The organism is Halomonas jincaotanensis, assembly GCF_018448785.1.
In the GTDB taxonomy this organism is placed as follows: Bacteria; Pseudomonadota; Gammaproteobacteria; order Pseudomonadales; family Halomonadaceae; genus Halomonas; species Halomonas jincaotanensis.
Map to the genome: position 1 here is coordinate 77,666 of NZ_JAHCLU010000003.1, position 26,582 is coordinate 104,247.

26 protein-coding genes are annotated in these 26,582 nt (G+C 59.8%); 12 read left to right on the top strand and 14 right to left on the bottom strand.

What is annotated here, in order from left to right; genetic code table 11:
- The first annotated feature begins 205 nt into the window (after window positions 1–205).
- Complete coding sequence (locus KG088_RS03675; RefSeq protein WP_213824143.1) at window positions 206–859, top strand: GntR family transcriptional regulator; 654 nt, start codon at window positions 206–208, stop codon at window positions 857–859.
- A gap of 64 nt (window positions 860–923) precedes the next feature.
- On the opposite strand, the gene KG088_RS03680 is transcribed toward KG088_RS03675, so the two are convergent.
- The 8 genes from KG088_RS03680 to KG088_RS03715 form a co-directional block, all read right to left on the bottom strand.
- Window positions 924–1,844, bottom strand: a complete 921-nt coding sequence (locus KG088_RS03680; protein ID WP_213824144.1) for an amidohydrolase family protein — start codon at window positions 1,842–1,844, stop codon at window positions 924–926.
- Entirely contained in the window at window positions 1,841–2,737 is an 897-nt protein-coding gene (locus KG088_RS03685; RefSeq protein ID WP_213824145.1) for an NAD(P)-dependent oxidoreductase, read from the bottom strand. Before KG088_RS03685 ends, KG088_RS03680 begins: the two co-directional genes overlap by 4 nt.
- Window positions 2,738–2,767: 30 nt before the next feature.
- Window positions 2,768–3,325, bottom strand: coding sequence for a TRAP transporter small permease (locus tag KG088_RS03690; protein WP_213824146.1), 558 nt, complete (start codon window positions 3,323–3,325; stop codon window positions 2,768–2,770).
- Between the two features lies 1 nt (window position 3,326).
- The gene (locus KG088_RS03695; protein WP_213824147.1) at window positions 3,327–4,622 is read right to left on the bottom strand and encodes a TRAP transporter large permease; all 1,296 of its coding nucleotides are present in this window, start codon (window positions 4,620–4,622) and stop codon (window positions 3,327–3,329) included.
- Window positions 4,623–4,698: 76 nt separating this feature from the next.
- Window positions 4,699–5,751, bottom strand: a complete 1,053-nt coding sequence (locus tag KG088_RS03700) for a TRAP transporter substrate-binding protein (RefSeq protein ID WP_213824148.1) — start codon at window positions 5,749–5,751, stop codon at window positions 4,699–4,701.
- A gap of 186 nt (window positions 5,752–5,937) precedes the next feature.
- Entirely contained in the window at window positions 5,938–6,945 is a 1,008-nt protein-coding gene (locus KG088_RS03705) for a 4-hydroxythreonine-4-phosphate dehydrogenase PdxA (protein WP_213824149.1), read from the bottom strand.
- 140 nt (window positions 6,946–7,085) lie between these two features.
- Complete coding sequence (locus tag KG088_RS03710) at window positions 7,086–7,979, bottom strand: NAD(P)-dependent oxidoreductase (RefSeq protein WP_213824150.1); 894 nt, start codon at window positions 7,977–7,979, stop codon at window positions 7,086–7,088.
- Window positions 7,980–8,013: 34 nt separating this feature from the next.
- Window positions 8,014–9,465, bottom strand: coding sequence for an NAD-dependent succinate-semialdehyde dehydrogenase (locus KG088_RS03715; RefSeq protein WP_213824151.1), 1,452 nt, complete (start codon window positions 9,463–9,465; stop codon window positions 8,014–8,016).
- 583 nt (window positions 9,466–10,048) lie between these two features.
- Here KG088_RS03715 and KG088_RS03720 point away from each other — a divergent pair.
- The 5 genes from KG088_RS03720 to KG088_RS03740 all read left to right on the top strand — a co-directional run bounded on the left by KG088_RS03720 (window position 10,049) and on the right by KG088_RS03740 (window position 15,567).
- Window positions 10,049–11,020 (top strand): Bug family tripartite tricarboxylate transporter substrate binding protein, encoded by a 972-nt coding sequence (locus tag KG088_RS03720; protein WP_213824152.1) that lies wholly within the window; start codon window positions 10,049–10,051, stop codon window positions 11,018–11,020.
- Between the two features lie 105 nt (window positions 11,021–11,125).
- On the top strand, window positions 11,126–11,602 hold the full coding sequence (locus tag KG088_RS03725; protein ID WP_250148052.1) for a tripartite tricarboxylate transporter TctB family protein: 477 nt from the start codon (window positions 11,126–11,128) through the stop codon (window positions 11,600–11,602).
- 15 nt (window positions 11,603–11,617) lie between these two features.
- The gene (locus KG088_RS03730) at window positions 11,618–13,129 is read left to right on the top strand and encodes a tripartite tricarboxylate transporter permease (RefSeq protein WP_213824154.1); all 1,512 of its coding nucleotides are present in this window, start codon (window positions 11,618–11,620) and stop codon (window positions 13,127–13,129) included.
- Window positions 13,130–13,562: 433 nt separating this feature from the next.
- Window positions 13,563–14,351: an enoyl-CoA hydratase/isomerase family protein gene (locus tag KG088_RS03735; protein WP_213824155.1), complete on the top strand. Its 789-nt coding sequence runs from the start codon at window positions 13,563–13,565 to the stop codon at window positions 14,349–14,351.
- A gap of 31 nt (window positions 14,352–14,382) precedes the next feature.
- On the top strand, window positions 14,383–15,567 hold the full coding sequence (locus KG088_RS03740; protein ID WP_213824156.1) for a CaiB/BaiF CoA transferase family protein: 1,185 nt from the start codon (window positions 14,383–14,385) through the stop codon (window positions 15,565–15,567).
- Window positions 15,568–15,835: 268 nt separating this feature from the next.
- On the opposite strand, the gene KG088_RS03745 is transcribed toward KG088_RS03740, so the two are convergent.
- Window positions 15,836–17,536, bottom strand: coding sequence for an L-lactate permease (locus KG088_RS03745; protein ID WP_213824157.1), 1,701 nt, complete (start codon window positions 17,534–17,536; stop codon window positions 15,836–15,838).
- Between the two features lie 347 nt (window positions 17,537–17,883).
- On the opposite strand from KG088_RS03745, the gene KG088_RS03750 reads away from it, so the two are divergent.
- The 3 genes from KG088_RS03750 to KG088_RS03760 all read left to right on the top strand — a co-directional run bounded on the left by KG088_RS03750 (window position 17,884) and on the right by KG088_RS03760 (window position 19,776).
- The gene (locus tag KG088_RS03750; protein ID WP_213824158.1) at window positions 17,884–18,591 is read left to right on the top strand and encodes a glutathione S-transferase family protein; all 708 of its coding nucleotides are present in this window, start codon (window positions 17,884–17,886) and stop codon (window positions 18,589–18,591) included.
- Window positions 18,592–18,626: 35 nt separating this feature from the next.
- Window positions 18,627–19,316, top strand: a complete 690-nt coding sequence (locus KG088_RS03755) for a glutathione binding-like protein (protein WP_213824159.1) — start codon at window positions 18,627–18,629, stop codon at window positions 19,314–19,316.
- Window positions 19,317–19,422: 106 nt separating this feature from the next.
- Window positions 19,423–19,776: a phasin family protein gene (locus KG088_RS03760; protein ID WP_213824160.1), complete on the top strand. Its 354-nt coding sequence runs from the start codon at window positions 19,423–19,425 to the stop codon at window positions 19,774–19,776.
- A 131-nt stretch (window positions 19,777–19,907) separates the two neighbouring features.
- Here the strand turns inward: KG088_RS03760 and KG088_RS03765 are convergent, their stop codons facing one another.
- A complete protein-coding gene (locus tag KG088_RS03765; protein ID WP_213824161.1) occupies window positions 19,908–20,531 on the bottom strand; it encodes a phosphoribosyltransferase in 624 nt (207 codons plus the stop codon).
- 35 nt (window positions 20,532–20,566) lie between these two features.
- Window positions 20,567–21,130, bottom strand: coding sequence for a 2-oxo-4-hydroxy-4-carboxy-5-ureidoimidazoline decarboxylase (uraD, locus tag KG088_RS03770; protein WP_213824162.1), 564 nt, complete (start codon window positions 21,128–21,130; stop codon window positions 20,567–20,569).
- A 168-nt stretch (window positions 21,131–21,298) separates the two neighbouring features.
- Between uraD and uraH the strand changes: the two genes are divergently transcribed.
- The 3 genes from uraH to KG088_RS03785 all read left to right on the top strand — a co-directional run bounded on the left by uraH (window position 21,299) and on the right by KG088_RS03785 (window position 23,718).
- On the top strand, window positions 21,299–21,652 hold the full coding sequence (uraH, locus tag KG088_RS03775) for a hydroxyisourate hydrolase (protein ID WP_213824163.1): 354 nt from the start codon (window positions 21,299–21,301) through the stop codon (window positions 21,650–21,652).
- Window positions 21,653–21,690: 38 nt separating this feature from the next.
- Entirely contained in the window at window positions 21,691–22,896 is a 1,206-nt protein-coding gene (locus KG088_RS03780) for a urate hydroxylase PuuD (RefSeq protein WP_213824164.1), read from the top strand.
- 87 nt (window positions 22,897–22,983) lie between these two features.
- Window positions 22,984–23,718, top strand: coding sequence for a GntR family transcriptional regulator (locus KG088_RS03785; protein WP_213824165.1), 735 nt, complete (start codon window positions 22,984–22,986; stop codon window positions 23,716–23,718).
- Between the two features lie 9 nt (window positions 23,719–23,727).
- Here the strand turns inward: KG088_RS03785 and KG088_RS03790 are convergent, their stop codons facing one another.
- The 3 genes from KG088_RS03790 to dgoD are packed head-to-tail and all read right to left on the bottom strand — an operon-like array spanning window position 23,728 to window position 26,502.
- On the bottom strand, window positions 23,728–24,351 hold the full coding sequence (locus tag KG088_RS03790) for a 2-dehydro-3-deoxy-6-phosphogalactonate aldolase (protein ID WP_213824166.1): 624 nt from the start codon (window positions 24,349–24,351) through the stop codon (window positions 23,728–23,730).
- Between the two features lie 14 nt (window positions 24,352–24,365).
- Window positions 24,366–25,343 carry a 2-dehydro-3-deoxygalactonokinase gene (locus KG088_RS03795; RefSeq protein WP_213824167.1) on the bottom strand — a complete coding sequence of 326 codons (978 nt, stop codon included), beginning with the start codon at window positions 25,341–25,343 and terminating at the stop codon, window positions 24,366–24,368.
- A 10-nt stretch (window positions 25,344–25,353) separates the two neighbouring features.
- Complete coding sequence (dgoD, locus tag KG088_RS03800) at window positions 25,354–26,502, bottom strand: galactonate dehydratase (RefSeq protein ID WP_213824168.1); 1,149 nt, start codon at window positions 26,500–26,502, stop codon at window positions 25,354–25,356.
- Between the last annotated feature and the right edge of the window lie 80 nt (window positions 26,503–26,582).

A 26,582-nucleotide genomic window follows, 5' to 3' on the forward strand; every position in this document is an offset into this window, starting at 1 on the left:
CGAAGCTGCCGGGCCGCAGGCTTAGTGTACTCGGCAAGGGTATGCAGGGCCCAGTTTTGAGGGGAGCGCGGGTTGTACATCTGCTATAGTGAATTCATAATATTATATTAACATCGTCAACAAAAATATTGTCCTGTAGGTCGTTAGTGCAAATTGTCGCGTTACCCCTAAACGTTTGAAAAAAAGCCTTTTTGGATAATTCATTATGGACAAGATAAAACTGAACACCCTTCATGGTGAAGTGGCTGAGCGTATTCGGGACATGATTAACCAGGGAGTGCTGGCGCCCGGGATACGCGTGCCGGAAAAAGAGCTTTGCGAGCAGCTGGGGGTTTCGCGTACACCGCTCCGTGAGGCGCTCAAGGTATTGGCGTTCGAAGGCTTTGTTGAGCTGCTACCCAACCGTGGCGCGCGTGTCGCCAAGCTGACCAGGGCGACACTCCGGAACACCTTCGAGGTAATGCAGAGCCTGGAGGCGCTTTCAGGCGAGTTGGCTGGCGCGCGGGTGACCGAGGCCGAACTGACGAATATCGAAGCACTGCATTATCAGATGCTGTCGCATTACAAGAGCGGCAACATGCAAGAATATCTGTTGATCAACCAGCAGATCCATGAGGCCATCGTGGTGGCGTCGCAGAATGATGTCTTGATCGATGTCTACAAGAACCTCAACCATCGGGTGCGTCGCGTCCGCTTTACCGCCGAGTTGAGCAACGATTACTGGTCGAGGGCAGTGGGCGATCACGAGGCCATGGTCGAGGCCCTGCGCGCCAGGGATGGTGAAGCGCTGGGGGCCGTCCTGCGTCGCCACCTCAGAGACAAGGTGGAGATATCGGCCCTCGAGGATATGGCCGAATAGACCGTCTTGCACCAAGTAGCGCCTGCCTACTCGGCGTCAAACGCCGAACAGGTACAAGAAGCTTTCATGCGCTTTCTAGGGGTATATCCATACGGTAGAGGCGAACGGCATTGTCATGAAAGAGCTTTAGTCTTTCTGTCTCACCGAGCGACTCGGTGATGGTCATGAAACCATCGAAGAGGGTGGCGAAGGAGGCGACCAGGCTATCCACCGGAAAGTTGCTGGCAAACATGCAACGCTCGACGCCGAAGCAGTCGATCGTCTCGAGCACGACGCGACGATTCAGTTCCACCGTCCAGGGGGAATCGGGAAAGCCGATACCGGAGATCTTCACTGCGACATTGGGTTGCCGGGCCACGGCCGACATCGCTTCACGCCAACCGCGTAATCCTGCCTCGCTACGATCCGCCGGAAGCCCCGTATGGTTGATGATGATCTGGGTGTCGGGATAGGTCGCGGCGAGGTCGGCCGCTTCGTGGAAATGCCACCAGGGGCTCTGCAGGTCGAAGGAAAGACCGTGGGCAGCCAGCCGAGCGAAGCCGCGACGCCAGGTCGGATCCCCCATGGAACCCGGCGCGCCGGGCTCCACCTCGGTGGGAGATGACGCGGCGCGGGGCTTGTGGCGGATGCCGCGGACCCGTGGGTAGGTACAGTGAGCTTCCAATACCTCCTCGACATTCGGCTGGTCGAGGCGAGCCTGGGCCACCATCACACTGGGCAGCCCCTCACGTTCGGCCAGTTCATGGACCCAACGGGTTTCCTCCACCGGCGTTCTGGGGTCCCACTCCGTCTCGATGAACACCGAGCCGACCACTCGATGATTCGCCGTATCGCGTCGGTAGTCCTCCGGCAAGTAGTTGCGCCGGATGCGGCTGTAATCGCCATAGCGAAACGGAATCATCGGCTCGTCACAAAGCCATGGCAGATAGTTGCGCTCGAGGTCCCAGAAGTGCTGGTGGGCATCGATGATGGGGAGTGACGTCATGATCTGCGCTCCGGCGTGGCACCTTCCAGTAGCGATATGATGGCTGCGCCATCCAGCTCTCCCTTGCCTTGGGAAATCAGCATGCTGTAGAGGGAGTTGGCGGTACCCGCCATGGGCATGGAAACATTCAAGGCATTGGCGGCGTCCTGCAGCATATGCAAGTCCTTGAGAATCTGCCGAGCGTAGCCTCGCGGCTCGAAGTCGTTCTCCACCATGCGGGGCAAGAGGTCGTTGAGCAGGTTGCTGCCGGCATAGCCCGAGGAAAGGGCGTCGGGGATCTTGCTAACATCGATACCGAATTGGTTACCGAGATTGCAGGCTTCAGCGATCACGCAATAGTTGGATAGCACTAGTGCCTGGTTGATCAGTTTGGTGGCTTGTCCGGCGCCGACCTCGCCCATACGCGTGAATTTTCCGAGGGTGGTCATCAATGGCTCGACGGCGTCGATGGCAGCTTGCTCACCGCCGGCCATGATGGCCAAGCGCCCCTCGGCGGCGGCGCCGGGGCCGCCGGAAACCGGGGCGTCGACAAATTGCATGCCGGTACGCTCCAAGAGGGTTTGTGCCAGGCGCTTGGTGGTCTCGAGTTCGGTCGTGGAGTGGTCGACCACGGTCTTGCCTTGTCCCTGGGTGATCTCGACGATACCGCCCTCACCAAGGATGACCGCCTCCACGGCTTTGGTGGAGATCACGCACACCTGAATGATCTCGGCACGCTCGGCGACCTTGGCCGGCGACTCGGCAATCTCGACGCCCTTGGCCTTGGCGGCCTGGCAGCAGGCGTCGTCGATGTCGTAGGCGATAACGGAATAGCCACTTTCGACGAGACGCGCGGTAAAGCCGGCACCCATCTTGCCGAGTCCGATGAAACCGATAGGGGATGTAGTAGTCATTGTGTCGCTCCTTTGTGAGGTTTTCCGTGATTACGTCGTCCTGGCATCGTCCGGCGATGGCGTCAGTCCTGCCCCGAACAAGTCGGCCACTTCTCTCAACACCATCACGGCGGACTGGAACATGATCAAGGCACCACCGATGACGATGGTCATACGTGGCCAATAAAGCGAAAAGGTTTGGCTGGTGACCAGCTGGTTGCGGCCCAGCTCGACCAGCGCATGACCGGACTGGTAGACCTTGAGGGCAAAATAGAAGATCAGCAGGTGGATGGCGATGACGAACAGGCTCCTGAGCACTCTCGGCATTACATCGAGCAGGATTTCGACCTTGAGATGCGAGCCGTGGCGGATGCACACGGCCGCCCCCCAGAGCGCCAGGATCGGCAGTTGATACGCGGCGACCTCTTCGATCCAGGCGAAGGGCATGTGGATGATGTAGCGCAACAATACCTGGGCGAACATCAGCAGGAAAATGCTCGACATCACCACGACCAGGACGGCTTGCAGGGCCTTGTCCACCCAACCGGCCAACTGATCGACAGCAAGTACGAATCGCTTGAAAGAGTACCTGAGTGTCTGATGGCTCATATCAGATGCCTCCGAAGCCGAGGGCGCGAGGGAGTGCCTCGCTGAGGGCCGGAATCGCTACGATCAGCCCGGTCAACAGGACCTTGACCAGAATGAAGGGCCAGGCGTAACGACTGATTTCCGCCACCGACATATTGCCCACCAGCGAGGCCGTCAGCAGGGTGCCACCAAACGGCGGGGTGAGGTGCCCGACACCCAGGGCCGAAATGATGATCATGGCCGTCTGGACGTCGCTGTACCCCAGCTCCGTGGTAAAGATCGGGATGATGATCGGGCCCAGCAACAGCAGATTGGAGTTGCGGTCGATGAACATGCCCGCGATCAGCAGGATCAGAATGATCAGTGCCACGATCCCCATCGGCGATTGGGTGATCTGCAACAGGAAGTCCACCACCTGAGTGGGAATGTTGCGGCGCACCACGACATAGGAAAACATCGCCGCGACGCCCACCAGGATCGTGATGGCGGCGCTAGTGATAGCGGTTTGACGAAGGATGGGGATCAGGTCGCGAAACCGAATGGTGCGATAGATCGCCACCGTAACCACCAACCCGTAAGCCACTGCGACCGAAGCCGCTTCAGTGGCGGTGAAAAAGCCGCCGAGGATACCGCCGACCACGATGATGGGCATGCCCAGGGGAATTGCGGCCTTGAGAAAGGCGCGTCCCAGTTGGCGCATGCCTAGCCACTCGTGGGAGGGGATGCCGTAGCGCCATACCATGGCATAGGTCACCAGGCAGAACAGCAGGGTCAGCGTCAGGGCAATCGTCAGGCCGGCGGCAAACAGGGAACCGATCGAGACACCGAAGGCCGAACCGTAGATAATCAGCACGATGCTCGGGGGAAACAGCGGGGAGAGCGTCGCCGAGGCGGCGGTCAAGGCACCCGCGAAACCCCGTGGGTAGCCTTCCTTCTGCATCGCGGGAATCATCACCGGCCCCATGGCGGCGACATCGGCGTAGGCGGATCCGGAGATGCTGGAAAAGAACAGACTCGATGCGATATTGACCTGGGCGAGCCCCGCCTTGAAATGTCCGACAAGGGCGCGGGCGAGGTCCATCAGCCGATCGGTGAGACCCCCGCGGGACATGATCTCACCGGCAAGTAGAAAAAGGGGAATGGCGAGAAAGGTGAAGGATGTCATGCCATCGAACATTCTCAACGTGAGAATGCTCATTGTCGCGTCACGACCCGTTTCCCAGTAATGAATCAGTGAGGCCCCGGCCATCGCCATGAATACCGGCGCACCGATGACGATGAGCCCGACGAGGGCCAGAATCAAGAATAGTGGTATCACATGAGCTCCCGACCACGATCATGAGGCTGATCCCCTTCCCGACGGGGAAGGGGAGTAAAAAGCCATGGGAAACGACTTAGTTGGAATTAGAGCTCTTGATGCCGGCGATGCGTTCCCGGGTGCGCTCGAGCGCTGCCATGGTCGCCTCGATATAGGATTCGGGCACCTCTTCTTCGATGAACTCACGGGCCGCTGGAATGGCAATGTCCTGCCACTGGCTTAGCTCGTCGACGGTGGGCACATAGATCTCCTTGCCGGCCTCGGCCATCTTCTCCAGTGCCGTGTTATCGTCCTGGTAGCTGACCGCGTTGCTGGTGGTGGCCGCGATGATGGCAGCCTCGTCCACCGCCTGGCGGTGTTCGTCGGAGAGTCCCTCATAGAAGGCGTTGTTGGATACCAGCCACAGATATTCGTACATATGGCCTGTGAGGGAAACGTAGTCGGCGACTTCCATCAGGCCGGCGTCCCATGCCGAAGACAGGCCACCTTCCATGCCGTCGATCAGCCCGCTCTGCAGAGCTGAATAGCGCTCGGGTGCCGAGACCGTCACGATCTGCGCCGCGCCGAGTGCCTCGAACAGCTCCTGATGCAGGGGCACCGCCTGGGTGCGCATCTTAATGGCTTGCTCATCCAGGTCGTCCGGTGTGCGGATAGGCCCGCGAGTGGTATACAAGTGGCGGACCGAGTTCTCCATCAGCGCGAGCAGGCGCATGGTGTCGCCGCTTTCCTTCAGGAGCTCGTCGCGTGTCAACTGAAAGTATTCAGGGTCCTGTGGCAACTCCCAGAAGACGCTGCGCTCAGTAAACAGGAACGGCCAGCTGTGCACCTGGGCATGGGGAAAGATACTGGCAATGCCGCCAGCGCCTGGCAGATTGAATTCCAATTCGCCGAGTCGTAATTGATCGGTGATCTCACGATCTCCCCCCAAGGCGCCATGGCGTACCAGGTTGATGGTCAATTCGCCACCGGTCGCGGCTTCGACATGAGCCTTGAAGGCTTCAGCGGCCTCGACGCCATAGTTCTGGTGCGGGTGAGCCAGTGTGGCTTCTTGGGTTTGTGCTAATGCCAAGGGGCTTAATAATGCAGTGGCCGATAGGCCGAGAAACAGTGTAGTGGCGTGCTTTTTCATGATCATTGTTCTCCGTATGTTATGGTGCCATGTTGTGGCGGCTTTCCTGGCAGAAGACCCATCGCCCGGGGTGATGCTTCCTTGCGGGGTTTGGTTGGGCTCAGCGTCTCAACTAGTGCCCATCAATTATTATTATGTACTCATAATTCATTTTTGTGTGTTGCACTTTCGTCGGAAACCGTAGGCCTAATGGCTGAAATGATGTCGGCCCATTCGACAGGCGATGTCGAAGGCATGGCGCATGGCCTCCACGTTTGCTTTACCCTGTCCGGCAATGTCGAAGGCGGTGCCATGAGCTGGAGTGGTGATGGGGATTGGCAGACCACCTTGGACAGTGACGCCGCGTTCGAACCCCATCAGCTTCAAGGCAATTTGCCCCTGATCGTGGTACATGGTGACGACGCCGTCGAATTCGCCGTCCCGGGCGCGACGAAAGATGGTATCGGCGGGGAAGGGGCCCTGGGCGGCATAGCCGGCGTCACGGCAGGCGTCGATCGCGGGCGCAATGATGTCGATTTCTTCGCGGCCGCAGGTCCCGCCCTCGCCGGCATGAGGGTTCAATGCCGCCACCCCGATACGGGGCTGCTCGATGCCGGCGGCAATCAGCGCATCGTGTATCAGTTGGGTGGCACTGAGAATGCGTTCCGGGGTGACGTGGGACGCCGCCTCGGCGAGGGGAATATGCGAGGAGATACGCGAGGTCCAGAGATTGCCCAGGGTATTGAATTCGCAGACGGCGTTCTCGACACCCAGGTGGTCGACAAAAAAGTGCAGTTCATCCTCGTGCTTCAGTCCGCCCTGTTTCATGGCCAGCTTGTTAAGCGGGGCGAAACAGATCGCATCGATATGCCCGTCACTGGCGCCATCCATGCAAAGTGTCAGTACCTCGAGGACCGAGGCGCCGCAGAGACCACTGACGCGAGCGTATTCGACATCCTGTTGCTTGACCGTCGATGTCGGCAGCAATACCGGGCCTGACTGATGGCGAGCCTCGGCGAGGCTCGAGATTTCCGGTAGCTCATGCCGGGTACCGGCCACCCGCTGACCTTCTTCCCATAGCCAACGGTCACCGACGACCACAATGTTGGCTTGACCCACCGCGTCGCGATCCGCCAGCAGTTTGGCCACCAGTTCTGACCCGATGCCGGCCGGGTCGCCGAGAGTCAAGGCGATGCAGGGTTGTACTTGGGGCATGTTACGAACCTCCTCTGTGGGTGTGCTCATGTTTCCTGCCAGGCGTGGCCGTCAGGGTACACATGGCGGGACAGCGACTCCGGATACATGGTGATGCTGACTTGTCGCCATTCCGGGAGCCGCCTACCGTTGCCGAGGCCTCACTTTCGCGTCTGGCCTGTCAGGATGCTGACCAGCTCGGGCACCGTCGATTGGGCATGACCCGAGGATTCGGCATCGTCCAGTACCTGGTAAATCCCCGCGGCGGCACCCTGTGTGGCACCGGTATCCTTAGCCATGGCCAGATAGTAGCCCATGTCCTTGTGCGCATTGGCGATACTGAAGCGAAAGCCGCTGTCATCCCGCGAAATAATGTACGGGCGTAACCGCTCCAGGACGGTGCCCGCGCCGCCACCATGGGCCAGCACATCGACCAGTACCTCGGCCTCGATGCCGCCTTGTTCGGCGCACGCGGCGGCTTCGGCCAGTACCGTGGAAAAGCCGACCGAGACGAAGTTATGCAGCAGCTTCAGTTTATGACCCGCACCCACCGGCCCGGCGTGCGTGATGTTTTCGGCATAACTCTGCAGCAGCGGAAGCTGAGCCTCGAAGAGCTCACGGTCACCACCGACGATCAGGTTGAGCCGGCCCTCGGCGGCTTCCTTGGGGGTGCGCGTCATCGGGGCATCCAGGAAACGACCGCCTGCCGCTTCCACCGCCTCGGCGATCCGCAGGGTGGAGCTGGGTATCGCGGTCGAACAATCGATGACGACCGTGCCCGAGCGAAGACCCTCCAGGACGCCGCCGTCACTGAACAACACGTCTTCCACCTGGGGCGTGCCGGTCACACAGAGGATGATGATGTCGGAGTGCGAGGCGAGTGCCGCCCCGCTGGGGAAGGCGGTCGCGCCCTTGGCGACCAGATCCTCGACCGGTTGGTTGCCGGGATGTTCGAGGAAGTTCAAGGGCCAGTCATGGCGCTGGAGACTGCTGGCGATCCCGTGCCCCATCAAACCGACGCCGATCATGCCGACCCGCTGTTGCTTGCTGCTCATATGCTATGTCCTGTGTCGTTTGGCCGGTCAGAACTCAAAGACCACCCATGCAGAGATACTTGATTTCGATATAGTCATCGATACCGTACTTGGAACCCTCGCGGCCAATGCCGGACTCCTTGACCCCGCCGAAAGGCGCCAGCTCGCTGGAGATGATGCCCTCGTTGATGCCGACGATGCCACACTCCAGGGCTTCCGCAACGCGCCAGACGCGCCCCACGTCTCGTGTATAGAAGTAGCTGGCCAATCCCAGGGAGGTGTCGTTGGCCTGGCGAATCACGTCGCCTTCATCGCTGAAGCGCAACAGCGGGGCCACGGGGCCGAAGGTTTCATCGTGCATGAGCAGGGAGTCAGGGGAGACGTTCGTCAGGATCGTCGGCTGGAAGAAATTCCCCTGCAACTCGTGGCGTTGCCCGCCCAGGTGAACGCTAGCCCCCTTGGCCTTCGCATCCTCGATATGCTGCTCCACCTTTTCGACGGCCGCCGGGTTGATCAAGGGGCCAAGCGCTACCCCCTCCTCGAGGCCATTGCCGACTTTTTGCGCGCTGACGGCATTGGCCAGCCGGTCGGCAAAGTCGTCGTAGACCTTGTCGTGAACGAAAATCCGGTTCGCGCAAACGCAGGTCTGGCCGGTATTGCGAAACTTGGAGGCCATCACCCCCGCCACCGCCTGGTCGAGGTCGGCATCCTCGAAAATGATGAAGGGCGCATTGCCGCCCAGTTCCATCGAGACCTTCTTGACAGTTTTCGCGCACTCGCCGAGCAGCACCTTGCCAACCTCGGTGGAGCCGGTGAAGGAGAGCTTGCGTACGCGTGGGTTAGCGCTCAGCTCGCCCCCCATGACGCTTGCACTCCCCGTCACCACATTCAACACGCCCTGGGGCACGCCGGCCCGCTCGGCGAGTTCGGCCAGCGCCAAGGCCGAGTAGGGGGTGCTGGAAGCGGGTTTGACGACCACCGTGCAGCCGGCTGCCATGGCGGCGGCCGCCTTGCGGGTGATCATGGCGTTGGGGAAGTTCCAGGGTGTGATGGCGGCCACCACGCCGACGGGCTCCTTGGTGACGACGATGCGACGATCATTGGCATGGGCAGGGATGATGTCGCCGTAGACCCGCTTGGCCTCTTCACCGAACCATTCGATAAAGGAGGCGCCGTAGGCGATTTCCCCCCGAGCTTCCTGGAGGGGTTTTCCCTGTTCGAGAGTCAGGATGTGTGCCAGATCCTCCTGGTGTTCCATGCACAGGTCGAACCAGCGTCGCAGGATCGAGGCGCGCTGCTTGGCTGTCTTGACTTTCCAGAGGGGAAAGGCGCGATCGGCGGCGTCGATTGCCGCGCTAACCTCGTCCTTGCTCAACTTGGGCACGGTCCCCAATTGCTCATTGGTGGCGGGGTTGGTGACGTCGATGACAGCTTGCGTTTCGGCATCCGTCCAGCGCCCATCGATGTAGCAATGCTGCCGGAACAGAGCAGAATCATTCAGCTTCATTTTTTCTTCCTAAATGAGTATTGGTGAAATTAAATGAGAGCTCAGACCATCCAGTGAGGGTGATAAGGCTTGGCAGTGGTCAGGCAAGGGTTACACTCTTTCCATCATTGGGCTGTTAATCATTAATGTCGGGGCTACGCGAGTCCTGTTGATACCTTAATGTGCATTATGAATTCATTACTATGTATTATACTTTCGTCGCTGGCGTGCTTCTTTGGCAACCTTGAAAGAAATGCGTGCGTCGCGCAATGGATGGCATTGATCACCCTCCTGAGGAGGCTGAAAGTCACTGATACGAGGATTCCATGGGCGTCTCCGTCTCCACGGAAGGGGCATGGCTGGAGGTAGGGAACGAGGCGTCGACTAAAGTCTATGTTGAAAGAATGCATTATGTGTTCAAAATTACCAAAGCCTAGGTAGCATAAGGTATGCTAGGTCAAGAGCCTTCTCTTTGTGAGCGGGGCTGACTGTGAGCGAGCTGCTATACTTCACACTCATCGGCATCGAGAGTGAGGACAGGAAGTAAGACTGTTGCAGTCATTAAATATGATGAAAAAGCCACAACGACAATTTGGGTGAAAAAATGACCATAGTGAAACAGCTGGGTAAGGTTGCACTGTCAGGTGCGGTTGGTATTACGCTTATCAGCGGCAGCGCGAACGCTTGGGAACCCGACCGTAACGTGGAATTCATCGTTCCCTACAGTGCCGGTGGTGGTAGTGACATTAACGCCCGCATGCTAGTGGAAACATTTCGACAGAATGATCTCGTCGATCAGACTATCCTTGTCAACAACCGGCCCGGCGGTTCAGGCGCTGTTGGCAATAGTTACACCTACAACAAGGGTGACGATAACCATACCATCATGACCTTCAATGGTGGTCAGATGATGAGCATGGTGACCAACGACGCCGAGGTTCAACTGGAAGACTTGACACCTCTCGGCACCCTGGCGCTCGATACTCTACTTCTGGGCGTAGCCGCCGATAGTGATGTCGAAGACCTCGAGGGCCTGATAAAGAAAGCTGAAGAGGACTCGGATGGTATCTCGATCGGTGGTGCGGGCCGAGGGGGTGAAGACCATCTCGCTTTCGCCATGATCAATTCCACTCTGGGAACCGATTTCCAGTACGTTCCCTTTGGAGGCACGGGTGAGGTGACGTCCGCCTTGCTGGGTGGTCATATCGATGCCGCCGTCTATAAGCTTGGATCGCGTATGGATCCGAGTCAGGTACGCAGTCTTGCAGCGCTTTCCGAGGAAAGGCTGGAAGCGCCTTACGATGACGTACCGACCTTTGCCGAGCTTGGCCATCCGGATATTCAGCTGATGATATTCCGTGGTTATGCGGGGCCCCCCGAGATGTCGGACGAAGCCATCGCTTATTGGGAAGGCGTTCTGGAAAAGGCGTCCGAAAGCGAGCAGTGGAATAAGGACTATATCGAGAAGAATAATTTGATCGGCACTTTCATGGGAGCCGAGGAGAGCGCCGAGTTCTATAGTAAAGAGAAGGCTCGCTATTCTGAGAAGTTCAAGGAAGTGGGTATCATCGAGTGATGTTTCGGGCGGCCCTGTGTGGTTTTACTGCCAGTGGCCGCCCATTTTATTCTGTATCGTTAAAGCGCTTGAATGCTTTAGGCTTTCATGGAAATTAGGGGAGAAATGAGTGTGGGAGTAAAGCGATCTCCTGAAAGAGAGGGCCTTTCCTGGCTGCCGGCTTTAGTCACTATCGGAATCGTGGTAATGGGGCTTTGTTGGGCAGCATTCGGTATCTTCAAGTACGGCGTCTGGGTGAATAATGGTCCCGGTGGCGGTTTCTTTTCAGCGGTAGCAGGCATCGGCGCAGCTTCACTTGGCATTTATGAATTCTTTTTCTCTCCCGTCAGGGCCAAACCCATTGGAGGGAAGAGTCTGTGGCCAGCGGCCGCCATGGCCTTGGCGATATTGTGTATTCCTTTGCTCGGCATGGTCCTGTCCATGTCAGCCTTCATCCTGCTATGGATTCTTCTGGTTGAGAAAAAGTCCTGGAAACAATCGATTCTCACCGGTATTGGCGCTGGGGTAGCGCTGTATCTTCTGTTTGGCCTATGGCTGAAGGTTCCTTTTCCTCAAGGCTTGTTCCTTGAGTTGTTGCGATAATAAGGTAAGTCTCCCATGGATATCCTTCAATCCTTGATGTCGGGTTTCGCGACGTCGCTGACCTTCTCTAACATACTCGCCGCTCTTGTCGGGGCCGGCCTGGGTATCGTGATCGGAGCGATACCGGGTCTGGGCTCCGTGACCGGCGTTGCCCTGTTGTTGCCGCTGACATTCCAGATGGATCCTATCACCGGCATTATCATGCTGGGTGCCGTATATTACGGTTGCATGTATGGGGGGTCCTACAGTGCCATCATGCTCAATATACCCGGTGATGCGCCGGCTGTCGTGACGGCCCTGGATGGTTACCCGCTGTCAAAAAAGGGGCAGGCCGGCAAGGCACTATTTACCGCGAATATTTCCTCCTTCATTGGCGGGACCATTGGTATCGTCATGCTGACGTTCATGGGCGCCGCATTGGCTAAGGTCGGGTTGATGTTTGGCCCTGCGGAAGTCGCGGCGCTGGTGATTCTTGCTCTGTGCTCCATTGGCTGGTTGCTGGGGGACAGTCCCAAGAAGGGCCTGATTTCCACGTTCATTGGCATCATGCTGTCGATGATAGGCATTGGTTTGGCATTTGGTCAGCCAAGGTTCACCTTTGATTCGATGTATTTGTTGAATGGTGTCTCTTTCATTCCATTGGTCATTGGCATGTTTGGCTTTAGCCAGGTGCTGGAAATGATGGTCAACAGGGTGGATGCCGCCGGCTTGATGACAAAGCTATCGCTTCGCGAGAGCTTATTGGACCGTAGCGAATTGCGCCGCATCATACCCGTGTCCCTTCGCTCCGGTGTGCTGGGCAATCTGGTGGGTATCCTACCAGGCGCAGGGGCCACAACGGGGTCTTTCCTGGCCTATGTGCTTGAAAAGAAGGTTGGCCGGTACGGTGCCGAGATGGGAACTGGCAGAATCGAGGGGGTTGCGGCTTCCGAAGCAGGTAACAATGCTGCCGCCGCCGGATCTTTCGCTCCTCTGCTTTCCTTGGGTATTCCTGGGTCTGGAACAGCCGCCGTGCTTCTTGGCGGTTTAATGATGTGGGGAGTGCAGCCAGGCCCGATGCTGTTTCAGAACAGCCCGGATTTTGTCTGGGGGCTAATTTCTTCCATGTATCTGGGTAATGTCATGGCGGTATTGGCAGCACTCGCCATCATTCCCTTCCTGGTAAAATTGTTGCGAGTTCCCCCGGCCTTCATGATACCGGTCATTGCCGTGGTCTGTGTGGTGGGCTCCTATAGTGTCAACAACAGCATGTTCGATGTGTGGTTCATGCTGGGCGCAGGCGTGATCGCCTTCTTCATGAATGTCGCAAAGTATCCGGTAGCGCCGCTACTGCTGGCATTCGTATTGACCCCCAGGCTGGAAACTAGCCTTCGTCAGGCGTTGGACATTTCGCGTGGGGATCTGTCGATCTTCCTCGGTAGCCCAATTGCGGCAACACTTTTGTCCATCACACTGCTTTTCTTCTTATATCCCTTGATAGCCAAGCTGGTCAGGACATTGGTAAAGAAACGGCAGACGGCAAAGTAGCGTCTTGATACCGGTACATTACGAGAGCTGGCTTTTGCCCCTGGCGTGGCGAGACGTTTTACCTCGCCAAGCCAGGGGGGGCTAACCTTCAAGCAGTGGCAGAGGTCGGAGGTCTCGGTCAGGCCTACGATGCTTATCCTCGCTCCATCCCCATCCCCCATGACGGTCACTTCACGAGACAGACCAAGCTCTCTTGTCGGAAGCATGATGTCAGTTCCTTGAATGATGGAATGAAAGTGACGCGCTGATAAGCATCTCTAGTTATAACTCTCTGAAATAAATAAATTTAATGTTGCCTTTCTCGCAAAGGTCTAGACAAAGGTCTATATTGAAAAAATGAATTATGAGTTCATTATTACGTTTAGGTGGATGCGATGCCCCGCTTCGTGCTCGTCATCCAACAATCAAGACTCGCGGATAAGGAGAATGGGTGATGAGTTCGACGGATGAGCTGTTGTACGAAAGAGAGGGGCGCGTTGCCTGGCTATCCTTCAACCGCCCTAAGGTTCGAAATGCCATGACCTGGGGAATGTATGACTCACTCGAGCGCATCTGTCTCGAGTTGAATGAAGATCCCGAGATCGATGTCGTGGTGCTGCGCGGAAGTGGTGGCGAGGCGTTTGTCGCGGGTACTGATATCAAGCAGTTCAGTTCGTTTTCTCAGGCACAGGATGCCCTGGATTACGAGAATCGTATCGATAGGGTCATGGCAACCCTGGAGTCGCTTTCAAAGCCAACGATTGCCCTGATCGAGGGCTTCTGTATTGGGGGTGGCGCGGCCATCGCCATGGCTTGCGATTTTCGTTATTGCACACCGGATCTCAAGTTCGGGGTGCCTATCGCCAGGACGCTAGGTAACTGTGTCTCGATGAATAACGTGTCGCGTCTGGTCGACCTGGTAGGTCCCGCAAGAGCCAAGGAGGTCCTGATGCTGGCCAGCATCATAAAGGCCGACGAGGCGAAACAGTCAGGCCTGGTAACTGGCGTCATCGACCATCAGGACATCGAAAACGAAGTCAGGCGTGTCACTGAAAAGCTCCAGAGCTTCGCTCCCTTGACGATTCGTGCTTCCAAGGAGGCCATTCGACGCTGTCAGAAGTACCGCTCTCCTGAAGATGGGCAGGATGAGGACCTTATAGCGCTTTGCTATACGAGTGAGGACTTCCATGGCGCTGTCGATGCGTTCATCAACAAGACGACCCACACCTGGCGCGGAAGATAATTCCGTCTATTTGAACAAGAGGTATTGAAGCATGCTTCCCTTGACGAACATGAAAGTTCTGGATATTTCCCAGATCATGGCCGGTCCCTACTGCACCATGGTGCTGGGCGACATGGGGGCTGAGGTCATCAAAGTCGAGAAGAACGGCGGTGATGATAGTCGACAAATGGGCCCTTATATCAATGATGAGTCCACCTGTTTCGCGCAGATCAACCGTAACAAGAAGAGCATCTCGCTCAACCTGAAGGAGGAGGAGGGGCGCGAGCTGTTCTATCGTCTTGCCGAGACCGCCGATGTCATTGTCGAGAACTACCGTCCTGGTGTCGCCAAGTCGCTCAAGGTCGATTACGAGACCATCAAGGCATTCAACCCGGGCATCATCTACTGCTCCATTTCCGGTTATGGCCAGACGGGGCCCTACAGTCACAAGGGCGGTTTCGACCTCGTGGCTCAAGGCATGTCGGGCCTGATGTCAATGACCGGGGAGCCGGGGCGTCGTCCCTTGAAGACCGGTATCGCCGTCTACGATATCGGCGCTGGCATCACCGCAACCTACTCGATTCTGGCGGCCTATATCCACAAGATGAACACCGGTGAGGGGCAGTTGGTGGATGTCTCCATCGCCGAAAGTGGCTTACCCTGGTTTACTTGGGAGGCGGCAGCGTATTTCGCCGAGGGCACTATCCCCGAGCCGACTGGCTGGCGTCACCGGGTATCGGCTCCCTACCAGGCGATCAAGGTCAAGGACGGCTATATCATGCTGGGCTGTGCCAATCAGCGCACCTGGGAGCGCCTGTGCCATGAGGTGATTCATCGTCCGGACCTACTCGACGAGCCACGCTTTGCCACCAATTATCTGCGCGGTCAGAACGTCGAAGCCCTGGAGACGATACTGGAAGAGATCTTCGTGACGCGTGACAAGCACGTCTGGCTGGAGGCTTGCGATAAGGCGGGGGTGCCGGCGGGCCCGATCAATAACTTTGCCCAGGCCATGGAGGATCCTCACTATCAGGCGCGTGGCATGATCCAGGAGATGGAGCACCCGGTCATCGGCACGATGAAGACAATTGGCTTTCCCGGTAAGCTTTCGCGGACGCCTGCGCAGATTCGTCGACCTGCCCCGCTCTACGCTCAGCACACCGATGAAGTCCTCGACCAGTTGGGCATCGACAAGTCGCGTTGCGATGCGCTCCGGGAACGTGGCGTCATCAAGTAATTTCAATAAGCGCCTCTGTCGTCGACCTCACCGACGTCAAGATGGTCACGAACCTCTTCTGAGAGATGGCCGTGGAAGAACTGGCGCGATTAAAGGAAAAGGGCGCGGCCGGAGGGATCGTAGAGTTCGAGACGGCCGGCACCATTCCCAAGACCTCGAACGCATCGGCTGACACCTTCTCCAGCCTTTCAGTAGAGAAACCAGCAAAGCAAACAAAAACCGCCCCCACGGCCTGGCCGTGGGGGCGGTATCATCTTGCGGCTGGAATTCAGCCCGTCTGCATCAGCGGATCGGAAACGCCGATTACGTAGAACGCCACCAGCCCGATGATCCCCGAGAAGATCAGGTAATAGAGCGTCGGCAGGATGGTCTTGCGGAGGGTAATGCCCTCTCGGCCAAGCAGACCCACGGTGGCGGAGGCGGCCACCACGTTGTGGATGGCGATCATATTACCCGCAGCGGCGCCGACAGCTTGCAGCGACACCATGAAGGCGGTAGAGATGCCTAACTGCTCGGCGATGCTGAACTGAAACTCAGAAAGCATCAGGTTCGAGACGGTATTTGAGCCGGCAATGAAGGCACCTAGACCGCCCACGGCCGGGGCGAAGAACGGATAGACACCGCCCACCCCATCAGCAACCAATCGCGCCATGGCGACCGGCATGGACACCAGATCCGCGGCATTGACTCCTGAATTGATGAGGATCCGCACCATGGGGATGGTGAAGATCAGCACGAAGCCGGCGCCCAGGATGGTTCGCGTCGATTCGTTGAAGGCCTCCTTGAGCTCACCCAGCTTCATCCGGTGGAGCAGGGTCGTCAGCAGGACCACCATCAGCAGGATCCCACCGGGCAAGTAGAGAGGCTGGATACTGCCCGAGACACCACTCTCACCGAGGATATCAGTCCAGCCGAAGCTCAGGGACGTCAGCAGCTCACGGAATGGATCGATCGTCCGGGATGCAACCAGGATAACCGCCAGCAACACATACGGAACCCAGCCCATGAAGGTGGAGATCGGCGCCTTGCCAGTAATATCATCGAGCTTGATCTCCAGCTTTCCGATCCACTCGTCCGGCCAGGAGGTACGCTCGGGGAAGTCCCAGTTCTTGCTGGGCAGCAGGAAGCCTCGACGAGCGGCCGGCACCACAATGGCCAGGCCGACACCGGCACCGATCATCGACGGGAATTCCGGTCCGAGCAGTACGCCAGCCAGCATGTAGGGCACCACGAAGCAAACACCGGTGAAGAGGGCAAAAGGAGTGATGTCCAGGCCTTCCTTCCAGGATTTGTTCGCCCCGAAGAAGCGCACCATGATCACCACCATTATCAGCGGCATGAAGACCCCGACGATGCCGTGTATCACGGCGACCTCGGCGCCGATCAAGTGGAAGTATTCCTGCCAGGTGCCGCCTCCGGCTTCCAGTGCCTCGGTGATGCCGATTCTGTCGATGCCGCCACTGACCCCGACCACGATGGGTGTGCCCACCGCGCCGAAGGAGACCGGCGTAGACTGAATCATCATGCCTACCACCACGGCCGCCAGTGCCGGGAAGCCCAGCGCGACCATCAGCGGCGCCGCGACGGCCGCGGGTGTGCCGAATCCCGAAGCACCCTCGATGAAGCAGCCGAACAGCCAGGCGACGATCAGGGCCTGGACGCGACGGTCGGGACTGATACCCGAGAAGCCGTTGCGAATGGCCTTGATGCCCCCCGAATGCTTGAGGGTATTAAGCAGCAGAATGGCACCGAAAATGATCCACAGGATCGAGACGGTGAGTATCAGCCCCTGGAAGGTCGAGGCCAGCACACGGCTGAAGCTCATCTCCCAGGCGAGCAGGGCAATGATGGCGGTAACCACGAAGACCACCGGCATGGCGACCTTGGCGGCCATGCGAAAGCCGATCAAGAGCACGCCAGCCAGTAACAGAGGCACAAAGGCGAGTAATGCGAGTGTCGTTTCGTTCATGGAGAACTCCCTTCAATATGTCCTTTTAGTGTATGAGGGAAAAGCAAGTGTTTTCGCTGCCACTGCGGGGCATGGCGAGGCAGCGACTATAATCGTAAATATGCGGCATAAACATTGTTGGATAATTGGTATTACCAATATTTTGTTAGTGCAAGCTGAGCTAGAGAGTCTTTGGATGCGTTTAATTTCATTAACTTGCGTCAGACTTATGATAGTAGAGCGGTGGAGGTATCGCTTTGGCATTAGACCAATGGACAATGGGCTGGCGCATTTGCTTATCCCGTTGGCGCCAGGGGTAAAGCCTGTCACTATCGACTTACGACCAATCGACGACGAGAGGAAACAGCATGGCCCGGGTACTTTATGATCTGTGTGGTGTCGATGAAGGACTGCGCTTCTCCCCCTTCTGCTGGCGCGTCAAGTTTGCCCTGGCCCACAAGGGGTTGGACATACAGACGCGTCCGTGGCGCTTCACCGACAAGCAAGCTCTCGCCTTCACCGATCACGACAAGGTTCCGGTGCTGGTTGATGGCGACAACGTGGTGACCGAAAGCTTCGATATCCTTCGCTACCTGGATCGCACCTACCCCGAGGCGCCACTGCTCGGTGTGGGCACTGCCGTGGACCGCGCACGCTTCATCCAGCATTACGCCGAGCGTGCTCTGGCGCCGGCCATGTTGCGTACTATCATCATGGATCTGTTCAATGCCGTTCATCCCGACGACCGCGACTACTTTCGTGAGACGCGCGAAAAGCGTTTCGGTCGCACGCTCGAGGAATTCCATTCCCCGTCCAAGGGGCTTGCCCAACTCGATGCGGCCCTCGAGCCGCTGCGCGGCCATTTGAAGGAATCCGATTTCATTGACGGTGAGGCGCCGGCCGCGGCCGACTATCTGGTGTTCGGCAATTTCATGTGGGCGCGCTGTGTCTCCAGTGCCGACCTGATTTCCAACGCCGATCCCGTCTACGCCTGGGTCGAGCGCATGCTGGATATTCACGACGGCCTGGGCCGCCAGGCCATGCGTATCACCGATATCGATGGCGCCTATCGCTGACAACCCACGCTTCCCCTTCCGCCACAGGAGTCGCCATGATCGATCTCTATTACTGGACCACCCCCAATGGCCACAAGGTCTCGATCTGTCTCGAAGAGGCGGGACTCGACTACGCCGTGAAGCCGGTGCAAATCGGTCGTGGCGAGCAGTTTTCGTCCGAGTTCCTGTCCATTTCGCCCAACAACCGCATCCCGGCCATCGTCGATCGTGCGCCGGCGGATGGCGGTCAGCCGCTCGCCCTGTTCGAGAGCGGGGCCATTCTCGAATATCTGGCCGACAAGACGGGTCGCTTTCTGGCCCGCGAGGGTCGTGAGCGCTATGTGGCGCTGCAATGGCTGTACTGGCAGATGGGCGGTCTGGGGCCCATGGCCGGGCAGAATCATCATTTCCGCAACTACGCCCCGCACAAGATCGATTACGCCGTCGAGCGCTATATCAAGGAGACCGCACGCCTCTATAGTGTGCTTGATGCCCGTCTCGAAGATCACGATTATGTGGGTGGTGATGCCTATTCCATCGCTGACATGGCCATCTATCCGTGGATCGTGCCCTATGCCAAGCAGGGGCAGGACATCGAGGAGTATCCCAACGTCCTGCGCTGGATGCGCGAGATCGACGCGCGTCCCGCCGTGAAGCGTGCCTATGCACTAGTGAAAGACATTAATCCGGCCAATAACGTGGAAATGGATGACGAGGCTCGCAAACACCTGTTCGGTCAATACTGAGCGCAGGGGCCGGTGGATGTTGCACTGCACAATGCTGTCTGCTATGTTGCAATGCAGCACAAGGCGTTTTGCCTTGATTCATGACCCTGAATAATGGAGGTGTCCAATGAGCCAAGCTACCACCCCAAACATCGACGAGTCGTTCGAGCGTCTCGTCGCGCCTTGCCGCAGCTATGCCGACCTGATGCTGGAATACTGCCAGAAGCTGTCGGCCGCCCAGAATGACGCCATTCGTGCCGGCACCGATCTCGGTATGGCACAGGCGCGGACCTGGCTGGAAGCCCGGGACGCCGAAACCTTCAAGCTGGTCGTCGAGAGCCAGCAGAAGACGACCGAGGATATCAGCGAGCGCTTCAAGGGCGATGCCGACAGGATCATGGCCTTGAGTCGAGAATATATTCTGAAGGGCCAGAAACTGGTTGAGAAGAACGTGCTCTCGCTGCCGACTCGTCCCGTCTGACCGACGGTATTGCTTCGATGCTTGACCCGCGGGCCGCCTCATCCAGTGAAGCGGCCCGCGGGCGTTTGGCGACGCCTAATGTGACAGTCTTCCGGCCCTGCTTTACTTGAATGACGTTCCTGGCATGACAGTCAAGGCGTGCGTTCGCCGAGTAGCCTGACGACTTCCTCATCCTCCACCTGGGCGAAATCGGCGAAGAATGGCCCCACGGCATAAAAGCGGCTGGGCGACGCCAGACAAATCACCTCGTCGGCCAGCGCCTCGAGTCGTGACACGGTATCGGGGGGCGCCACACCGATCGCGGCGATGAGCCGTTTCGGCTGGTGTTGGCGCAGCGTCGCGAGAGCCGCGGCCATGGTGGCGCCCGTGGCGCTGCCGTCGTCAACAACTACCACGAGGCGCCCAGCAGGATCGATCGGCGGGCGCACCGGGGTATAGCGCCGCCGTCGCTCCGCGATCCGTTCGCGTTGACGCTCCACTTCCTTGGCCAATACCTCTTCACGGTAAGAGCGGGCTTGCTCCTCCAATTGGACATTACCGTCCTCGCTGACTGCGCCGATGGCGAACTCTGGATGACCCGGGGCACCGAGCTTGCGCACCAGTACCACGTCGAGTTCCCCCTCAATGGCATCAGCGATCAGACGGCCCATGGGCACACCGCCGCGCGGTATGGCCAGCACCAGCGGACGTTCTTCCTTGAGATGCTCGAGGCGCTCGGCCAACTGGCGGGCAGCATCGAGACGGTCACGGAACATGGCATTTCCTCCCTGTATTGACGCTATCCAGTCGTTCATTTTCCTTTGCTGCTGTCTTCCGCTGTACCTGCGGTCAGTGTAGTTCGCGCTTCCAGGCGGAATCGAGCGATGCGGTTGATCTGTTCGACGGCGGTGCGACGCTCCTCGTCGGGGGTATTCATCAGGCGAGTCGCGAAGGCGTCGAGGATAGCGTGACGATCGCTGCCCTTGACGGCCATCACGAAGGGGAAGTCGAAGCGGGCCCGATAGGCGGTGTTAAGACGCTCGAAACGCGCCAACTCCTCGGGCGTGCACTGGTCGAGCCCGGCACCGGCCTGCTCGCGGGTCGAGGCCTGAGTGAGCCCGCCGGCAATGGCCGCCTTGCCGGCGAGATCGGGATGGGCGCGGATCACCGCCAGCTGGCTGGCCGGGTCGGCGTCGCGCAACACCTGCGCCATCAGCTCGGCCAAACCGTCGGGCGAATCCTGTGGCATGCCGAGGCCCCGTTGCCAGGCTCGTTCGGCAACCCAGGGAGAATGTTCGTAGATATCCCCGTAGTGGGCGACGAAGGTTGCCTGCGGCATCTGGCTGGGTCGAGGGTGAAGGGTCGGGTGGCTCATATGATGGCTCTCCTGCAGGGCTGGCAGTCAAAGCGTGGCCATCAACTGTATACAAGAAATGCTTTGAAATGTATTGCGTGAGACGCTACACAGGGATTCGAAAAGCCCGATTCCGCTCATGCCTGCCGCGTCAATGGCGGACTCACCATCGCCGAGAGGAGAAGCTTCATGGGGCGTCTGACCACGCATGTTCTCGACACCGCCCAGGGTTGCCCAGGCCGGGGCATTCGCATCGATGTCCTGCGTTTGCAGGGCGAGACTCGCACCCACCTCAAGAGGGTGGTCACCAACGACGACGGACGCTGTGACGCCCCGCTGCTCGAGGGCGACGATTGGGTACCCGGTGAGTACGAGTTGGTGTTTCACGCCGGAGATTATCTGCGCGAGCGGGGCGTCGAAGCGATCGAACCGCGCTTTCTCGATGTCATACCGCTGCGCTTCGGCGTGGCCGATGCCGACCAGCATTATCATGTCCCATTGCTGCTCTCGCCTTATGGCTATACCACTTACCGGGGCAGCTGACGCTCCTTCATGTTCATCTGGCTTCGCGAGACGCTGCCATGCCTGCCTACCTACTCGATTTCGCCAATTTTATGTTGCGCTGGCTACACGTTATCGCGGCCATCGCCTGGATCGGCGAATCGATCTATTTCGTGATGCTGGATAACGGCCTGCGCACGCCCAAGGCTGCCGAGGACCTCGACAAGGGCGTCTTCGGCGAGATGTGGGCGGTGCACGGCGGTGGCTTCTATCACAACCAGAAGTACGCCACGGCGCCGGCCAAGCTCCCTGATGACCTGCACTGGTCGTTCTGGAAGGCCTACACCACCTGGCTGTCGGGCTTCGCGCTCTTCGTGCTGCTCTACATGGCCAACCCGAGCTTCTACCTGGTCAACCCCAACGCCGACTGGGCCTGGGCCGCCAGCATGAACGACTGGCAGGCCAATGTGCTGGCGCTGCTGTTTCTGCTCGGTGGCTGGGTGGTCTACAACGAGCTGTGCAAGCGCATCAGCCCCGACATGACGCGCGACGGCATGCTGAGCCTCGCGGTGGCGGCGATGATGGTGGTGGTCGCCTACCTGAGCACCCAGCTATTCGCCGGCCGCGCGGCCTTCCTGCTCGCCGGGGCGGTAATGGCGACGGCCATGTCGGCCAACGTGTTCTTCTGGATCATTCCCGGGCAGCGCCGCATGGTGGCTGCCATGAAGGCCGGGCGGTCTCCCGATCCACTGGATGGCAAGCGCGGTAAGCAACGCTCGGTACACAACACCTATTTTACCCTACCGGTGGTGCTGCTGATGATCAGCAACCACTATGCATTCGCTTACTCCCACGACTATGCCTGGGTGATCATGGCGTTGTTCATCTTCGCCGGAGCGCTGATCCGTCAATTCTTCGTGCTGATGCACTCGGGCCATTTCAAGCCTATCTATCCCGCTGCGGGAGTCGTGTTGATCGCCCTGGCGTTCTGGATCGGCTCGCCAGGAAGTTCCTCGGCAATCAACCGCGACAGCGTCGATGGCAGCCCAAGTCTCGAGGCGATCCACGCGATCGTCGAGGCGCGCTGCGTGTCCTGTCACGCCCGCGAGCCGAGCCAGCCGGGCTTCAATGCGCCGCCGGCGGGCCTGGCCTACGATACGCCCGAGCAGGTCAAGAGCCAGCGCGAGCGTATCCAGCAGGTCGTAGCCAGTGGCTACATGCCGCTCGGTAACACGACCGGCATGACGGACGAGGAGCGCGACACCATCGCCGCCTGGCGTGAGTGAGGATCGTCCGTCCTATTCCGCAGTCGAGGTTTGTCACGCTTGGCGTATACAATGTTGGCTATCCAGGGACGCAGGAAGGGAGACTCGATGACCCAGCAAGAGCGAGCGGTCGAACGCAAACCCGCCGGCAGGCGAATCGGCAAGAACGGTGACGGTGCCGAACGCCACGAGGCAATCTATCGCGCGATCAGTGATGCCATCATCGAGCATCGCCTCAAGCCCGGGGCCAGGCTACGCGAGGATGCGCTGTCCGATGTGTTCGGGGTCAGCCGCACCGGTATCCGCAAGATCCTGCAGCGTCTGGCGCTCGAGCAGCTGGTCACGCTGACGCCGCGCCGCGGGGCCAGCGTGACGCGTCCCACCGCCGACGAGGCCAAGGATGTCTTCGATGCCCGCCAAATGATCGAGTGCGGCCTGATGCCGGAGGTGGCCAGGCGCATTGCCGCCGCGGATGTCAGTGAGCTGCGCGACATGGCCCGCAGCGAGCGTGAAGCGCTGCGGCGCGGCGAGCAGAGCACCGCCATCAAGCTGTCCGCGGCCTTTCACGAGCGCCTGGCACGTCTGTCGGGCAATGCCACCCTGGCTGAGTTCGTCGGCAGGCTCTGTTCGCGCTCATCGCTGATCCTCGCCGTTTACGGTAATGCCGGACACCTGGGGTGCGATTCACACGATCATGACGACCTGATCGGGTACCTCGAGGTTCATAACGGCGAGCGCGCCAAGGCCTTCATGAGCCGCCATCTCAAGGCCATCGAGGCCTCTCTCTCGATTATCGAGGAAGCGGCCGAGGCCCCGGATCTCTATCGCATCTTCGCCCGTTGACGCGTCCTGTCACTTTTTCCCCATGGTAGCTTTTTCCGCCGCGTTCCAGGCGGCGACCAGCCGGTATGCCCGCTCGCTGGACTCTGCCGGGGTAATGCCGGGCGAGTAGAGCGCGCTACCCAGGCCCGCGCCATCGATGCCAGCGGACCGCCAGGCGGCGAAGTTGTCCTCGCCGATGCCGCCGACCGCGAAGAGTTGAGTGCCCACCGGGAGCACGCTGCGCAGTGCCTGCATGCCGGCGATGCCGACCTGTACCGCCGGGAACAGCTTGAGCCCGGTGGCGCCGGCCTCCAGCGCGTCGAAGGCCTCCGAGGGCGTGACGATACCCGGCCAGGACTCCATCACCAGATGCCGGCTCTCTTCGATCACGGCGACACGGCAGTTAGGCGACACGACCAGGCGGCCGCCGGCGGCGTAGACATCGCGTACCTGACCGGGCGTCAGCACCGTGCCGGCGCCGATAAGGGCGCGGTCGCCAAGGGCCTTGGCAAGCCGGCGGATGCTCTCCAGCGGGTCGGGGGAGTTAAGCGGCACCTCGATGCGCTCGATACCGGCGGCGAGCAGTTCTTCGCCTACCGCGACGGCGTCATCGGGCGTGATGCCACGCAGGATGCCGATCAGGGGAAGTGACATAGGTCGGGCTCCGTTCATGAATTCGCAAGGCGTGTTCTGGCCAGCCCCAGGCCGGCCAGCACGGCTCGTTCGGGGTCGAGGCGGCGATTGGCGATACCCAGCGCCTCGAGCGCCATGGCGTAGCGCGCGCAGAGCGCCTCGTTACCTATCAGGGTGACGGTAGCGTCGCGTTCCAGGTCGGCTCGGGCGCCGGCCAGTTCGAGGCCGATGACCAGCCCCGAGAGCCTTGCCGCGAGTCGAGCCCCGCGGCCCTCACCGGCCGGCAGGGCGTCATCGAGAAGGTCGCGAGCGCGGACGCCAAACAGCCGTGCCGAGAACCGTTCGGGCGCGGTGGCGGAATCCTGTACCGCGGCGATAAAGGTCGAAGCGCAGGCCGGGTCGGCCAACTCGTCGCCTCCCGAAGAAGGCGATAGCGAGTGGGCAAGGACCGAGCGCTCGGCGAGCAGGCGATAGAGCTCGCCGGTGAGGTAGGTCGTGAACCCCGTCAGCTCCCCCTCGGCCAGCCGCGCCCACTTGGCGTGCGTGCCCGGGAGACAGACGGTACCGGTGAAAGCCGGCGCTTCGGCTACGAGGCCGGCCAACTGGGTTTCCTCGCCGCGCATCACATCGAAGGCGTGTCTGCTGTCGTCCTCGTGCTGGCAGAGGCCCGGCAGTAGCCTGACCCGCAGTCTTGTGTGTTCAACGGCGGGCGCGACCGCGCCATCGGCGAGTCGGTCCAGGCGCGCCGGCACCTGGCGATAGGGCGCCTCGATCCACCCCTGACGCGCCCCGGCCATGCCGCAGACCAGCACGTCCAGCGCGCCGGCCTCGGGCAGCCAGTCGCCGATCACCGCGAGTAGCGCAGCTTCGTAGTCGGCCGGCGTCAGCGACAGCATGCCCTGCGTCGAGCCGCCGCGATCGAGCACCTCGCCGCTTTCGCTCATGGCCCAGGCGCGCAGGTTGCTGGAACCCCAGTCGACCCCGATCCAAGTGGGCGTCTGGCTAATGGTCATCACTACCCCCTTACCATTCGGCGATGGAGCCGTCTTCATGCGTCCACACCGGGTTGCGCCAGCGGTGTCCGACCTTGGCGCGCTCCTCGACGAAGGCCTCGTCGATCTCAACGCCAAGCCCGGGGCCGGAGGGGATGGCGCAGAAGCCGTCCTCGATGGCGAGCACCGACTTGTCGACCAGATAGTCGAGCACGTCGTTGTCCTTGTTGTAGTGGATGCCCATGCTCTGTTCCTGAATGAAGGCGTTGTGGCTGACCGCATCCAGGTGCAGTGAGGCGGCGAGCGTCAGCGGGCCGAGCGGGCAGTGGGGCGCCAGGGCGACGTCATACGCCGAGGCCAGCGCGGCGATCTTCAAGCCTTCGCTGATGCCGCCACAGTGCGAGAGGTCCGGCTGGATGATGTCGATCATGCCGTCGGCCAGCAGGTCGCGGAACTGGAAGCGGGTATGCAGCCGCTCCCCGGTGGCCAGCGGATAGCCGAGCCCACCGGCGATCTGCTTGAGGCACGGCAGGTGCTCGGGGGCGACCGGCTCCTCGACGAACATCGGATGATAGGGCTCCAGCTCGCGCAGTAGGGCCTTGGCCATGGGGCGGTGCACCCGGCCGTGGAAGTCGATGCCGATGCCGACTTCGGGGCCGACCGCCTGGCGCGCCTCGGCGACCCGCGCTACCGCCTCGTCGACCTTGTGGTGGCTGTCGACGATCTGCATTTCCGGCGTGCCGTTCATCTTGAAGGCAGTGAAGCCCTGGTCGACCAGCGATCGGGCGCCGGCGCCTACGTCGCTGGGGCGGTCGCCGCCGGTCCAGGCGTACATGCGCATCCGGTCGCGTACCGCGCCGCCGAGCAACTGGTAGACCGGCACCCCGAGATCGCGTCCCTTGAGGTCCCACAATGCCTGGTCGATACCGGCAATGGCACTCATCAGGATCGGCCCGCCACGGTAGAAGCCGGCGCGGTAGAGAGTGTTCCAGAGGTGCTCGATGCGATGCGGGTCCTGGCCCACCAGGTAGTCGGCCAGTTCATGAACGGCGGCCTCCACGGTCGCGGCGCGGCCCTCGATGACCGGCTCGCCCCAGCCGTAGCAGCCCTCGTCGGTCTCGATCTTCAGGAACAGCCAGCGCGGTGGCACCTGCCAAGTCTTGAGTCGTGTGATCTTCACTCTGGGTCCTCGTCGTTGCTGGGTCGTGGTGCCCGTGGTGCAGGGGCAGGCAGGAAGCTTCCTCAATCTACCCAAGGGTA